Raw genomic sequence first — 13,872 nt, 5'->3', positions numbered from 1 at the left:
TTTTACCGGCAGCTCTTCGATCGTCAGGGGGTGTCCAAATTCACGGACCACCGCGGCCTTCATTTTCTTGGGTAGCATATTTTACAATTTTGATAGTGAGCTTTTGTTATCCGTGAGCAATGTAACGTGCCGGGACCAGCGGCTGTATGCGTTTTGTCATAAACAAAACAGACTTATATCAGGCTAGGGATTGGGTTGTGAAAAACCCGCTTTGCCTTCCCTGCGTGCCTGTTTTCTTTGTTGTTTGTTGAAATAACCACGAAAGAGAAAATTCGATCTGAGGGCTTCCATGTTTTCGTTGAATCGTCCGGTGCCCTGCTCGATGCTTTGCAGGCTGCGGAGCAGGCTCCGACGGGCCAAGGTGTCGGCCAGGATCAGTCCGGCCGTGCCTTCGCCTTGCCTGAGGTTGCCGACGATCTGCTGCAGGTCTTTCATCATGGCCGAGGTCTCCTGGCTGGCGCGCTGTATTTGTTGCATCGAGTTATCGAGTTTATTAGACAGACTAGTGTCGGCAAAAAGCCGGTAGGCAATGCCATCTCCATGGTGCAGGTCGCGGACGATGGTCTTTGCCGTCAGGGTCATATCGGCCGTATGCGCGCCGGCCGTCCGGAAGTCGCTGACGGCGTCCCTCAGGTTTCGAGCCAGCAGGCTGTCTGATAATAAGCTCCACAGGCTTTCGCTGCTCTTGAGTCTGGTCGTGATCTCGTACAGGTCGGTTGATATTCGCTCGACGTTATTATTGGTGGCGTTTAGCGTTCGTAACATTTCCTCCGTCTCGATGGGCTTCAGCGATTGGATTGTATCGTGCTCTTCGATGGGCGCGGCAGCGGTTCGAGGTACATTCAGGTTGATGAGCTTGTCGCCCATGAGCCCGTCGGTGCCGACCGCAGCGACGACGTTCTTTTGGATATAGGGCTTCATGGATTCGTCGATGTTGAGCGTTACCACGATGGCGGTATCGCTGGTAACGTCGATCCTGCCGACCGTCCCGACGTTGATGCCCCGGAACCGTACGTTGTTGCCCGGGACCAGTCCATTGACATGTGTCAGCGTGGCGTGTATGGTAAAGGTGGAACCGAACAGGTTCCGGTTGCGGCCGATCATGTAGAGTGTAAATACCAGGAAAACCAGGCCGACCATGACCAGCAGGCCCACTTTCGTATTATCGAGCGTCTTGTTTCTCATAGGGTTAATCGAAAAATTCCTGAATCCTCGCATCCGCCGACTTTCGGAGGTTTGCATACGTATCGTTGGCATAGCTCTTTCCATCTATGAGCATGATCACACGGTTGGCGGTAATGTCGATGCAGTGCATGTCATGCGAGATAATGATCGATGCCGTCTTGTATTTCTGCTGCACGCTCACGATCAACTGGCTGATCTCACGCGACGTGATGGGATCGAGGCCGGTCGTAGGCTCGTCGTATAAAATGATGGACGGGCGCAGGATGAGCGTGCGCGCCAGTGCAATGCGTTTACGCATTCCGCCCGACAGCTCTGCCGGCGTCATGTCGACGGTGTGGGCCAGGCCAACATCGGTCAGGGCCTCCAGCACGGCGGCGTCGGCGCCCCGTTTGCGTTGAGCCGCATTCCAATGCCGCCGCAGCGAGAACTCCAGGTTTTCGCGTACGGTCATCGAGTCATACAGCGCATTGCTTTGGAATAAAAATCCAACCCGGGCCCGGAGTTCATCGAGTTGATCCAGGTCCAGTGCGCCAACATCCTCGTGCAGGACCTCGATGCTGCCCTGGTCCAGCGGGAGCAGGCGGACGATACATTTGATCAGTACAGACTTGCCCGACCCGGATTTTCCGAGCACGGCCAGATTCTCTGCGGGGGCAAGCGTCATCGAAAAATCGCGGAGCACGTGGTTGTCGCCGAAGGATTTATAGAGATGGCGTACGTCTATGATGGCCTCGTCGTTCATGGTAATCAGGTTAAACCGAGCAGATCCGTGATCTGCACAGCGATCAGGTCGATGATAAAGATCAGCAGGGAGGCGACGACGACGGCGGAGTTTGCCGAGCGGCCGACGCCTTCGGTACCTTTGCTCGAATGATAGCCTTTATAGCAACCGATGATGCCGATCGCAAAGCCAAAGAAAAAAGTCTTGATCAGGGAGGGGATGACATCGCCAAAGCTTAAGGCATTGAAGACCTGCGTCCAGTATAAATGCCAGCTGACATGCCCGCGGATACTCACGCCGAGGTAGCCGCCGTACAGGCCGATGGCGTTTGAGAGATTGGACAGCACCGGTAACATCAGTGTAGTGGCCATTACGCGTGTGACAATGAGGTATTTGAAGGGGTTGGTGCCGGACACGTCCATCGCGTCGATCTGCTCGGTGACGCGCATGGAACCGAGCTCGGCGCCGATGCCCGAGCCAATCTTGCCGGCGCAGATCAGCGCGGTAATCACCGGTGAGATCTCGCGTACCAATGAAACCGAAACCATGGCCGGCAGGAGTGCCTGTGCGCCGAACTCCACCAGCGTAGGGCGCGATTGGATCGTCAGCACCAGGCCCATGATGAGCGCCGTGATACCGACCAACGGCAGCGATTTGTACCCGATCCAATAACACTGGCGAAAGAACTCGTTATACTCCTGGCGCGGTTTGATGAGCTCATGAAAGAAACGCAGCACAAAACGCGTCGTGGCGCCGACCTCGTCCAGGAATCTGATATATATCTTTTGCTGCGCCATAAGGAGGTGTGTTGTAAACCAAAGATGGCAGCTATACCGGGTAAAACAGCTGACGTTTGTCAAGTGCGGCGATGATCCGCGTCACGCCGCTATCGCAGGTGAAAGGTCCAGATGGGCGTTTTCAGGTTGTTGATAAGGTCTTCGGCAACGCTGCCGACGATCAGGTGTAACAGGCCCTTCCAGGCATGCGTTCCGAGCGCGATCAGGTCGGCGTCGATTTCCGTCGCGAAGTGTGCTATTCCTGCTTCTACGGTATAATCCGACCGTATATATAATGTATAGTTTGTGAACTTGCCCTGGGCGAATCGTTCCAGGTCATGCAGGGCGTCGGGTTCATTGCGGAAGTACAGCGGCGTATTGATATACACGATGTGCAAGTGCGCCTGGAAGAAGGTTTGTAATTCTTTTACGGCGTCGACGAAATGCCTGTTTTCGTGTGCTCCCATGATAGGAAGGATAATTTTTTCGATGCGGCCCGGATAAGTACGTACCGACAACACCGGAACCGGAGACCGGCGTACCACTTTGTCGGTATTCGATCCGATAACGGCATTGCCTTCGCCGTGCGTACCCATGATGACGAGGTCGATGGCGTAATCGCGTATATACTGTTCGACCTCCGGCACCAGGGAGCTGATCACATGCCGGAACATAACTTTCATGGTGAACGGTGCATACCGGGACCACATTACCCGGAATTTTTCATCGGATTCTTTTTCGATGTCTTTCAGAAAGTTGAGATTAAAGGCATAAGCATTGGACATGCTCGGTCTGCCATGGAGGAAGGTCATGTTGATGACATACAGCACGTGTACCTGGCCACCGCTTTGCCTGGCGATATCGATGGCAAACCGGAATGCATCTTCGGCGGGTTTTGAAAAATCGCAGGGGACAAGGATGTTCTTCATATTTTTTTTACCAAATAGGTGAATTACAGGATCGGTTGAAATGATGCTGCTCCGCGCGGGCCATGATCCTGATCACCGGATCTGTTAATCGTTCCGTGATGGGAATCGGGGGCTGCTATGACCACGATCATGTTGGTGGTGTTTCGCGTCGCTTACTTTTATCACTGTAACTATTTCCTGATGATTATGAAAAATGCTGTCGTGTATTATTCTTTTACTCATAATAATGAGAAACTGGCCCGCTATCTGAGTGAAAAGCTGCAGTGTGAGCGCCTTCGCATCGACACTGTAAAAGCACGGAACGGGTTTTCTGTTTTCCTGGATATTCTCTTGGGACGCAGACCGGCCATCAGACCCCTGCCAAAATCCTTGGCGGCGTACGACCATGTAATCTTTGTGTCGCCGATCTGGGCCGGCAGAATCGCCGGCCCCTTGAGATCGTTGCTACACAAAGATAGAGCTTTGATTTCCCGCTATTCTTTTGCCAGTCTTTGTGGTGGTGCGCCGGACCAAAAGGAGAAGGTCGAACGGGAACTGCTGGCGCTGGTCGGCACCAAGCCCGAGGCACATATGGAGTTATCGGTCAGCGTGGCGATAGCACTACACCAACAGGACAAGACCCGTCACACAGCGTCGGGCTACCGGATCGCTGCGGGCGAGCTTCACTTGTACGATGCGCAATTAGAGCAATTCATACAGGCATGCGGCTTGGTGAATGCGCTCTGAACCGCGTCGGAATGAAAAGAGCCGGTAGATCGTACCGGCTCTTTCCTTGCGTTTGAATGATGAAGAGGTCACATAAACGCTTCGATGAACGAGTACAGTGCGGACTTGTTTTGCGCAAACTGGTCGCTGAGCGCCTGGAGCTCGTTCATAAGGCCCTCGTGTTCCTTGAAGTATTCTACTTTTGTTTCGTCTTTCGTCTCGAGCATTTCGGCAAGCTTCTTTTCGTGCAGGCGTAGCTGCCCGGTAAGTTTGTCGATCAGCTCATAGCGATAATAGATGACGACATTCTGAAAGTGCTCAAGCCTTTTTCGGTCGTCCGGCTCTTTTATCTGTGGCGCGTAGCGGTCCAGCAGCTTCTGGAAGAACGCCAGCTCGCGCTTCCAGAGCACTGCGGCCGAAAGCCACTCCAGGGTATGTTTGTGCTTTTGCAACAGGGGTGCCTGTAGTATATAGTTGTCGGTAACTGCGGTGACGGAGATCATACTATTATTTTTTTACGAAAATAGCCGGCATCGTCGGATGGTCACATGATGTATGCGCGTTGCGTGGATGATCTTTGTCATGGAGCATGCTCCGTGATATTTATCCGAAGAAGCCGTGATGGATATCACGACGGCCGTCGTGGCAGGAGAGTATGTTTGTTTACCTGCGCGGCCCGCATAACAAAATCGCAGTCATACCATGAAAAATTTCATTCGATCGTTAAGCCAGGTTTCCATGACCGATGTGGCGTCGGTGGGAGGTAAAAATGCATCGCTCGGGGAAATGCTTCGGGCCCTCACACCCTTGGGCGTGGCGGTGCCCGACGGATTTGCCATTACCGTGGAGGCCTACCAGAATTTCCTGCGGGTAAATAATCTCGAACCTACGCTGCAGGCATCGTTGGAATCGCTGGATCGCGCCTCCCTGGGCAACCTGAAGGAAGTCGGAGCGGCATGCCGCACGATGATCCTCAAGGCGGCGTTGCCGCCGGCAGTCGAGGGTGCGATCCGCCAGGCCTACGAGACACTGATGGCGTCGAATGTCATTCACTCGGTGGCTGTGCGCAGCAGCGCGACGGCGGAGGATTCGCCCCACGCCAGCTTTGCCGGTCAGCACGATTCCTATCTGCACATCACCGGTATCGATCACGTATTGCTGGCGGTAAAAAAATGTTATGCATCGTTGTTCAACGAGCGCGCGATCAAGTACCGTCTCGACAACGGATTTTCGGATCTGCAGGTGGGCCTCTCCGTAGGCGTGCAGCACATGGTGCGGTCGGACCGGGGCAGTGCGGGGGTAATTTTTACGATCGAGCCGGAGAACGGCAATCAAAACCTGATTTACCTGACAGGAGCCTGGGGGCTGGGAGAGAGCGTGGTACAGGGCGCCGTCAATACCGACGAGTTTTATCTTTTCAAGCCTGCGCTGGAAGGCAACGGTCTGGCGATCGTGCACCGCGGGTTGGGCAGCAAGGAGCAAAAGCTGGTATACTCGGACGTTCCGGGCAAGGACACCGAATGGCAAAAGACCACACCTGCCGAGCGCGACCAATACATATTGCCGGACGACGAAATCACGACGCTGGGCCAATGGTCGCTTGCCATCGAAAAGCATTACAAGATGCCGATGGACATCGAATGGGCAAAGGACGGGAACACCGGAAAACTCTATATTGTGCAGGCCCGGCCCGAGACGGTACAAGCCCGTGTCGCAAAGATCTCCGTCAAGGAATTTGTTTTGAATACGAGCCAGACGCCAATCCTCCGCGGGAAGGCCGTGGGCCGGTCTATCGTGCGCGGCAGGGTGAGCATCGTGCGGTCGCTGGCGGACAGCGGTAAGGTCAATTCAGGCGACATTATCGTGACGGATATCACCAATCCCGACTGGAACGCACTGCTGAAGAAAGCGGTCTGCATTGTGACGAACAAAGGAGGGCGGACCAGCCACGCGTCGATCATTGCCCGCGAGCTCGGCATCCCCGCTGTCGTGGGGACCGCTACCGCGACGGATGTACTGGTGGACGGACAGGAGATCACGGTGTGCTGTGCCCACGGCGACGAAGGGGAGGTATATTCCGGCAGGCTTGTCTGGGAAGAGAAGGAAACGAAGCTGGGCGAGCTGCCACATACCCGTACGCACCCCATGCTCATTTTGGCGGATCCTGAAAAAGCGCTGTTGTACGCGTCGTACCCCAACGAAGGGGTAGGGTTGCTACGCATGGAGTTTATGATCAGCAATACGCTGCAGATCCACCCGATGGCTCTTGTGCGGTATGATACATTGCCGGAAGGAGCCGATAAGAAACAGATCGCAGCCCTGACACGACACTACAGCGACCGCAAACAATTTTTTGTCGATAAGCTTGCCGAGTCGATCGCGCTGGTCGCGGCTGCTTTTTACCCACGCGAGGTCATCGTACGCATGAGCGACTTTAAAACGAATGAATACGCCAGGCTGCTGGGTGGAAAATTGTTCGAACCGGAAGAGGAAAATCCAATGCTCGGATTCCGCGGTGCAAGCCGCTATTACCACGAGCGGTATGCAGCAGGATTTGGACTGGAGTGTATGGCCATCCGCAGGGTACGAACGGAGATGAAACTTTCGAACGTCAAGGTTATGATCCCTTTTTGCCGTACGCTGGCGGAAGCCGAACAGGTACTGGCCGTCATGCAACAGTACGGGCTGACGCGTCACGAGCACGGGCTGGAAGTCTACATGATGGCGGAGATCCCCAGCAATGTTTTGCTGGCCGGGAAGTTTGCGCGTCTTTTCGATGGTTTTTCCATCGGCTCGAATGACCTGACACAGCTCACGCTGGGCCTCGACCGCGACTCGGCCATTGTCAGCGATCTGTTCGACGAAAACAACGAAGCGGTAAAAATGCTGATCGCCAGCCTGGTCGATACTGCGCACCGGCACGGTGCGAAGGTAGGGTTATGCGGACAGGCGCCGAGTGACTATCCCGAATTTGCCAGCTTCCTGGTATCGCTTGGCATCGACTCGGTGTCGTTCAATCCGGATGCGCTCATTCGCGGCATCCAGCATATTCATCAGGCAGAACAAAAAGAAGTAGTTACAGTATAAAAAGCCACAGATTATGAAATTCGAAAATCGAGACATCTTTGAGCAGATCGGCACCCTGTTTTATGCCATCGCAGCAGAACAGCACGTGAAGCCCCTGGAGGTTGCCGAGTTGAAAATGCTGATCAGCCGGGATTGGCTGCCGCGCAACCTGGACCAGACAAAGTCATTCGTCTCAGACGAGACGCACTTTATCCTCACAACCCTGGATACGCTGCAAGCGGCCGAGACACCGGCGCGCGCGGCGTTTAACCAGTTTGTCGGTTTCTACAAGCTTCACCCGGAGGTCTTTACCAGTGACCTTACACAACGCATCCTCGATACGGCCAGGGACATCACGCGGATCTTCCGGGCAGATAATCCCCTGGACAATGCAAACCTGGTTGCGCTCAAGGCCCTGTTCAGCCCCGAAAACGTCAACTCCTAACGATACGGCGTGACGGTATGAGACGTTTCGTGTCTGCGGAGCCGACGCTCCTGAAGTGGCTGCAATATCTTGTGTATGGCGGCGTGATCCTCTTTTTCGGGAAGAGTGTTTTTATACCGATCAGCTTTGCGTTGCTGATCAGCTTTGTATTATACCCCGTGTGCCGGTGGCTGCAAGACCGTGGCCTGGGGCCCTTTACAGCCATCGTGCTGGCGATCTTGCTGATGATGCTGGCGGGGTTGACGCTGGTTGCCTTGCTGGTGTATCAATTCATCGGATTTCTGGAGGAGTGGCCGTGGATCCAATCGAAAGTTGTCGGCGCGGTGGCGGACCTGGTGGCGTGGGTGGAGACGCTGGGGTTTTCGCGGCAGCAGCAGCAGGCATGGTTATCCCGGGTCTCGGATCAGTCGGGTGGCCGGCTGGTTACCGTCATTCAGAATGCCCTCTCCGCGTCGGCGTCGTCGGTTGTCCTGCTGGTGCTTGTTCCTGTTTATGCTGTGCTGATCCTTTATTACCGTCAATACTGGATGAAGCTTTTGGCGCGCATATTCCCTTCCGAGCGCCTGGAGGATCTTCGCCACATGATGGTGCTGACCATCGAAACGTATTATCGTTTTATCAAAGGGATGGCGGTTGTCTACCTCGTGGTCGGCGTACTGAACTGTGCAGGTCTTTTATTACTGGGGGTGCCGCACGCGATCCTCTTCGGATTTATAGCGTCCATTCTCACGTTTATTCCTTACGTAGGCATCATGGTCGGTTCGTTGCTGCCGATGACCATGGCCTGGATCACGTATGACTCGGCGTGGTATCCGCTGGGTGTGGTCGGGGTCTTTACGTTTGTGCAGTACCTGGAGGCTAACATTATTTTTCCGTTGGCCGTTAGCAGCCGGCTCAACGTAAATACCCTGGTGATGCTTGTGGCTATTTTTACCGGCGGCGTGCTGTGGGGGGTACCCGGTATGATCTTGTTCGTGCCCTTTGTCGGCATTGCCAAATTGCTGGCCGATCACAATGCCCGCTGGAAAACGCTCGCCATGGTCCTCGGCACAGAACAGCGTCGAGGGAAGGACCGGATGCCCGAATAGCATCCGGCATTCTTCTTACCGCGTCTCAACGACCATTGTTACTTTGACGGCCGCTTTCAGGGAGTGTGTGATCGGACACGCCTGTTCGGTCTTTGCGAGCACACGCAGCGCTTTTTCGCGATCGTCGGCCGACTCGATATAAACGGAAGGAGTGAGGAGTATCTCCGTCATCTGAAGTTTCCCGTCGACCGTGTCGAGCTTTCCCTGTGCATGACAGCTAAAAGAGGTGAACGCAAGCTTAGAATGTTCCGCCACCGCCAGGAAGGTGGTCATAAAGCAGCTGGAGACGGCGCCTGTCAGCAAATGCTCGGGCGACCAGACACCCGCTACACCCTTGGGAAATTCGGGAGGTGTAGCGACTTCAATGCATTTGTTCGTGGTGCCATGGGTGTCGAACTCCGGCGACCACATCATGCCGCGGCGGTCCCTGCTCCAGGCGACCTTGACCGTATAATAGTGTGCTTCCATGACGCGAAGGTGCACTCCCCGGTTGCGCAGAGGAATGACGACCGTCAGTGCAGTCGTTGATACTTCTCATATGTTACGTGTAGGACGACAAAGGTGCAAGTCGGCGTCGTGCGGTAACGACGAATGTCTCGGTTCTGCGGGACCATTGTCATTTTTCAACGACCTCTACCTGTTCATTTTTGTGACGGAGGGCGCTTGACCTATGAAACGTTATATTTATCTTTTTGCGGTATCCTGGTTGGCGCATGCAGCATTGCAAGCGCAGACCCTGCAGGCGACGGTATCGCTCTCGGTGCGCGACGCCGTGGCACTCGCACTGGCGAATAATGCCGACGTGGTAATGGCGATCGAACAGGTTCGTCACGCAGACTATCAGGTACGTGAAGCAAGGGAAATTTTTTGCCTCGGCTCACGCTGATCGGCAATTATACACGGAATATCGACAAACCCGTTATTTTTCTCCCCGAGTCGTTCGGAATGGGTGGGGCTACTGAAATCGGCGCCGATAACAATTTTAACGCCTACCTGGATCTCTCCGTCCCACTATATTCCCGGTATAATGTCTCCGCCCGGAATTATGCGCAGGAGAATTTTCATCTCCGGCGCGAACAACTCAGACAGGCACAGCAAACCGTTACCAACGATGTGAAGAAAGCGTACTTTGCCTGTCTGCTCTCCTCGGAAATCGTTCGCGTCCGGGAGCGGGCATTGGCAAATGCGGAAGATAATCACGCGTTGATTGTTCAAAAGCTGGCCCAGGGGGTAGCGACGGAATACGACGAGACTTCGGCGCGTGTACGGGCGTCGGTTTTCCGAAACGATCTGCTGGATGCACGCGATCGCCGGGTGCCTGCGGAGAATACATTGAAACTGCTCCTGGGATTATCACCGGAAGCTTCCTTGCGGTTGACGGATTCACTTTATCTTGACGAACAGGAACTTACCTTTATTCCCGATGCGAGCGAGCTTATCAAGAATAGCGCATTACGGCAAAACGAACACCGCGTGCAGATCTCCCAGGGCGAAATCGACATGGCACGATCGGCGTATTATCCGGTCCTTAGTGGTACCGGCACCTACCAATACCAAAGCCAGCAAAACGATTTTCGGTTTTCGCAGTACCAGTGGGTGCTGAGCAGTGCGGTCGGCTTGCGGTTGCAGGTGCCGCTTTTCAACGGTATGATTACCCGAAACCGGGTGCAGCAAAATATCATTCGCGAAGGGATCGCCCGCATTGAATTAAACTATCGTTGCGGTTACAATGAGGCCCGCTTCGATGAGCTGGTGTCACGGCTGGGCTATTTGAAGGAACGGATCGCCGTGCAAACCGACAACATCGCATTGGCCGGGAAGGCGGTCGCGCTGGTCCGGGAGCGGTATCACTACGGTAAGGCCAGCCTGCTGGAGGTGAACAGCGCCGAGCTGGACCTTGTTGTCGCCCGGTTGAGCTACTTGCAGTCTATTGCCGATTATAAATCGAGTTACAGTGATTTGTTAATATTGACAGGAAATGAAAAACCATAAAGTGGCATGGATCCTGGCCGGTATCGTGGTGCTGGCCGGAGTATATTTTTGGTATGTAAGACCTGCACTGGATGCCAACAGGCGCACCTATACCTTTCTTGCGCTCGAGCACGGCGACATCGAGTCTTCCGTGACGAGCACGGGGCGCCTGGAGGCGATCAATACGTTGCAGGTCGGTACGCAGATCTCGGGTACGGTCCGGAAGATCTATGCGGACTATAACGACACGGTGCGCGCCGGCCAGCTGCTGGCAGAGATCGACGTACGTCTTTTGAATGCGGCGTTATCCAACGCCCGGGCTAATCTGTCGGTGGCGGAGACGCGGCTCCTGCAGGCGGACGAAGAGTACACCCGGAACAAGGCGTTGTTTGCCGCCAAGGTGATCACGGAGAAGGAGCTGAAGGACTCTCAGTTCGGGTATCTGCAATCTGCGAGTAATAAGAAAGCTGCCGAAGCCGGCGTCCGCAGCGCGGCGGTAAACCTGGCCTACGCACGGATCACGTCGCCGATCGCCGGTGTTATTACGGGGCGCTCTGTGGAAGAAGGACAAACGGTGGCGGCCAGCTTTGCAACGCCCACGTTGTTCATCATCGCAGAAGATCTTGCCAGGATGCAGATCCTGGCCGATGTGGACGAAAGCGATATCGGGTATATACACGACGCCATGCCGGTGCGGTTTACGGTGCAGACATATCCCGACCGGAAATTCTTCGGAAGGGTCAGTCAGATCCGTCTCGAGCCGGTGGCCATTAATAATGTCGTGAACTATAAAGTCGTGGTGGATGTAAACAACGCCGAGGGACTGTTACTGCCCGGTATGACGGCCAACCTGGAGTTTATCACGGAAGTGGCCCGGAATGTTTCGATCATCAACAACGCGGCGCTGCGCTTTCGTCCGGATCCGGCGATGAGCAAAGAGGTAGGACCGCTGATCCGCGAACGGGCCAGGGTGCTGCCCGATTCCGTGCAAGGCGCTTTCATAGCATCGCTGGAAAATGAGGACGCCTTCGCCAACGGCGGCTTCCGCAAGGCGTTGCCCGCCAAGATCGGAGGTGTTTTTTTCCAGGATGGCGGTAAGAAGATAGACTTTGCTTTTGTAAACCTTGGTATTACCACCGGCTTACGGTCGCAGATCGTTTCCGTGCTGGAGGGCAACGCGCTGCCGGAAAATGCGAAGATCATCGGCGGTGTAAAAGCAGAGAAGCAATAGGTATGGCTGCATCCAATGTCATCGAAGTGAAAAAGCTGTCGCGTGTGTTCCGCAATGGCGAGATCGAAGTGCATGCACTGCAGGATGTCGACCTGGTGATCCGCCCGGGAGAGTTCGTGGCGATCATGGGCGCCTCCGGTTCCGGCAAATCGACATTGCTGAGCATTTTGGGATGTCTGGATACGCCGACGACGGGAGAATATTTTCTCGACGGCGTTCATGTCAACGGGTTGGACAAGGATCAGCTGGCGGACGTGCGCAATCAAAAGATCGGCTTCATCTTTCAGAGCTATAATTTGCTGGCGCGCACGACGGCACTGGAGAATGTCGAGTTGCCGCTGGTATACAACCGGTCGGGCCGGTTTACCAACCCGCGCGAAATCGCCACCCGGGCCCTGCAGCGGGTGGGGCTGGGCGACCGCCTGTACCACAAGCCGAACCAGATGTCGGGCGGCCAGCAACAGCGTGTAGCCATTGCCCGGGCGCTGGTGAACGACCCGGCCATTATCCTGGCCGACGAGGCCACCGGTAACCTCGACAGCAAGGCCAGCCTCGAGATCGCCGAGCTTTTCGTCAGGCTCAATGATGCCGGGAAAACGATCGTGATGATCACGCACGAGCCGGACATCGCGCAGTACGCCAAACGGATCGTCACTTTTCGGGACGGTATGATCACCGGTGACGAGGTCGTTATGCAACGTACGCCTATACGAAAGTCTGCTACCGGTAACGACAACGTCTTACACTCCGCCTCATGAACAATTCGTTTGTATTTTTCGGCAAGATCTTCCGCATCGCTTTCGAGGCGATCCGTAAAAACCGGAACCGGAGCTTTCTCACGACGCTGGGCATCATCATTGGTGTAGCTGCCGTGATCATGACCATTTCGGCCGGCGAAGGCGCCCGCCTGGAGATTGAAGAACAGATCGAAGGCCTCGGCGTCAACATGGTCATGATCCGGGCCAAACAGGAGCCTCGCGGGGGTATTGCGGTGCGGGTGGGAAAACCGATCACCGTAAAGGATTACGAGATGCTTCAGCAGAATTCCGTTTGGATGAACAAGGTGTCTCCGGTCGTCGGCCTGGGCGTGCGGGTGATCAGTCCATGGGGAAACAAGAACTCGTTTGTCTACGGTGTGGGCGATCAGCATTTTGCCATTATGGCCCTTCAGATCGTTTCGGGGGAAGGCTTTACGGCCGGCGATGTAAAGACCGCGAGGAAGGTGTGTCTCATCGGGGAGACGATCCGCGAAGAACTGTTTCCCAACCAGGATCCGATCGGGCAGGAAATGCGGATCAATACTGTTCCGTTCACCGTCATCGGGTTACTGGAGGAACAGGGACAGTTTATGGGCCAGGATCAGGACGATATGGTAATAGCGCCCCATACCACGGTGGTGAACCGGTTGTACGGCGATGTGAATTTTAACAGCATGCTGGCCAGCGCCGTGACGGAAGACCACGTAGAAGACGCCAAGCAGGAGACGATCGCTTTACTGCGTGAATCGCATAAGTTGCTGCCCGACGAACCCGATGATTTTGAGGTCATGACGCAGCTGGAGCTCATGGAGATCACCGGGCAGATCACGGGCATTCTCACGATCCTGCTCGCGGCCATTGCCAGTATCTCGCTGCTGGTGGGGGGCATCGGCATCATGAACATCATGCTGGTTTCGGTGACCGAGCGGACGCGCGAGATCGGCATTCGCCTGGCGCTGGGCGCGCGGGAGAGCGATATTCTGACACAGTTCCTGAT

Annotated in this window: 15 protein-coding genes; 9 read left to right on the top strand and 6 right to left on the bottom strand. The window is 55.0% G+C overall.

Annotation, left to right across the window (positions count from 1 at the left end; genetic code table 11):
• Positions 1–183 precede the first annotated feature (183 nt).
• The 4 genes from KK078_RS29540 to KK078_RS29525 all read right to left on the bottom strand — a co-directional run bounded on the left by KK078_RS29540 (position 184) and on the right by KK078_RS29525 (position 3,611).
• On the bottom strand, positions 184–1,185 hold the full coding sequence (locus KK078_RS29540; protein WP_254094488.1) for an MlaD family protein: 1,002 nt from the start codon (positions 1,183–1,185) through the stop codon (positions 184–186).
• Between the two features lie 4 nt (positions 1,186–1,189).
• The gene (locus tag KK078_RS29535; protein ID WP_254094486.1) at positions 1,190–1,927 is read right to left on the bottom strand and encodes an ABC transporter ATP-binding protein; all 738 of its coding nucleotides are present in this window, start codon (positions 1,925–1,927) and stop codon (positions 1,190–1,192) included.
• A gap of 5 nt (positions 1,928–1,932) precedes the next feature.
• A complete protein-coding gene (locus KK078_RS29530) occupies positions 1,933–2,703 on the bottom strand; it encodes an MlaE family ABC transporter permease (RefSeq protein ID WP_254094484.1) in 771 nt (256 codons plus the stop codon).
• 89 nt (positions 2,704–2,792) lie between these two features.
• Positions 2,793–3,611: a universal stress protein gene (locus KK078_RS29525; RefSeq protein ID WP_254094482.1), complete on the bottom strand. Its 819-nt coding sequence runs from the start codon at positions 3,609–3,611 to the stop codon at positions 2,793–2,795.
• 117 nt (positions 3,612–3,728) lie between these two features.
• On the opposite strand from KK078_RS29525, the gene KK078_RS29520 reads away from it, so the two are divergent.
• On the top strand, positions 3,729–4,337 hold the full coding sequence (locus tag KK078_RS29520) for a hypothetical protein (RefSeq protein ID WP_254094480.1): 609 nt from the start codon (positions 3,729–3,731) through the stop codon (positions 4,335–4,337).
• 68 nt (positions 4,338–4,405) lie between these two features.
• Here KK078_RS29520 and KK078_RS29515 read toward each other — a convergent pair whose 3' ends face one another.
• On the bottom strand, positions 4,406–4,819 hold the full coding sequence (locus KK078_RS29515; protein WP_254094477.1) for a hypothetical protein: 414 nt from the start codon (positions 4,817–4,819) through the stop codon (positions 4,406–4,408).
• Positions 4,820–5,018: 199 nt separating this feature from the next.
• Between KK078_RS29515 and ppsA the strand changes: the two genes are divergently transcribed.
• Genes ppsA through KK078_RS29500 form a run of 3 tightly spaced genes read left to right on the top strand, consistent with a single transcriptional unit; the run spans position 5,019 to position 8,915 of the window.
• Complete coding sequence (gene ppsA / locus KK078_RS29510; RefSeq protein WP_254094475.1) at positions 5,019–7,403, top strand: phosphoenolpyruvate synthase; 2,385 nt, start codon at positions 5,019–5,021, stop codon at positions 7,401–7,403.
• Between the two features lie 13 nt (positions 7,404–7,416).
• Complete coding sequence (locus tag KK078_RS29505; RefSeq protein WP_254094473.1) at positions 7,417–7,827, top strand: hypothetical protein; 411 nt, start codon at positions 7,417–7,419, stop codon at positions 7,825–7,827.
• Between the two features lie 17 nt (positions 7,828–7,844).
• Positions 7,845–8,915, top strand: a complete 1,071-nt coding sequence (locus tag KK078_RS29500) for an AI-2E family transporter (protein ID WP_254094471.1) — start codon at positions 7,845–7,847, stop codon at positions 8,913–8,915.
• A gap of 15 nt (positions 8,916–8,930) precedes the next feature.
• Here the strand turns inward: KK078_RS29500 and KK078_RS29495 are convergent, their stop codons facing one another.
• Complete coding sequence (locus tag KK078_RS29495) at positions 8,931–9,383, bottom strand: OsmC family protein (RefSeq protein ID WP_254094469.1); 453 nt, start codon at positions 9,381–9,383, stop codon at positions 8,931–8,933.
• A gap of 202 nt (positions 9,384–9,585) precedes the next feature.
• Between KK078_RS29495 and KK078_RS29490 the strand changes: the two genes are divergently transcribed.
• The 5 genes from KK078_RS29490 to KK078_RS29470 all read left to right on the top strand — a co-directional run.
• Complete coding sequence (locus tag KK078_RS29490) at positions 9,586–9,801, top strand: hypothetical protein (protein ID WP_254094467.1); 216 nt, start codon at positions 9,586–9,588, stop codon at positions 9,799–9,801.
• On the top strand, positions 9,783–10,907 hold the full coding sequence (locus KK078_RS29485) for a TolC family protein (RefSeq protein WP_254094465.1): 1,125 nt from the start codon (positions 9,783–9,785) through the stop codon (positions 10,905–10,907). The genes KK078_RS29490 and KK078_RS29485 overlap by 19 nt, the downstream gene beginning before the upstream one ends.
• The gene (locus tag KK078_RS29480) at positions 10,894–12,117 is read left to right on the top strand and encodes an efflux RND transporter periplasmic adaptor subunit (protein ID WP_254094463.1); all 1,224 of its coding nucleotides are present in this window, start codon (positions 10,894–10,896) and stop codon (positions 12,115–12,117) included. The genes KK078_RS29485 and KK078_RS29480 overlap by 14 nt, the downstream gene beginning before the upstream one ends.
• Before the next feature lie 2 nt (positions 12,118–12,119).
• On the top strand, positions 12,120–12,875 hold the full coding sequence (locus KK078_RS29475) for an ABC transporter ATP-binding protein (protein WP_254094461.1): 756 nt from the start codon (positions 12,120–12,122) through the stop codon (positions 12,873–12,875).
• Positions 12,872–13,872: ABC transporter permease (locus KK078_RS29470; protein ID WP_254094459.1), on the top strand; the 1,001-nt coding region annotated here is incomplete at its 3' end. The genes KK078_RS29475 and KK078_RS29470, both read left to right, overlap by 4 nt.

Source organism: Dawidia soli, from assembly GCF_018598185.1.
GTDB classification, from domain to species: domain Bacteria; phylum Bacteroidota; class Bacteroidia; order Cytophagales; family Cyclobacteriaceae; genus Ohtaekwangia; species Ohtaekwangia soli.
Note: the sequence above shows the minus strand (reverse complement) of the source record. Positions and strands in the feature narration are given on the sequence as shown.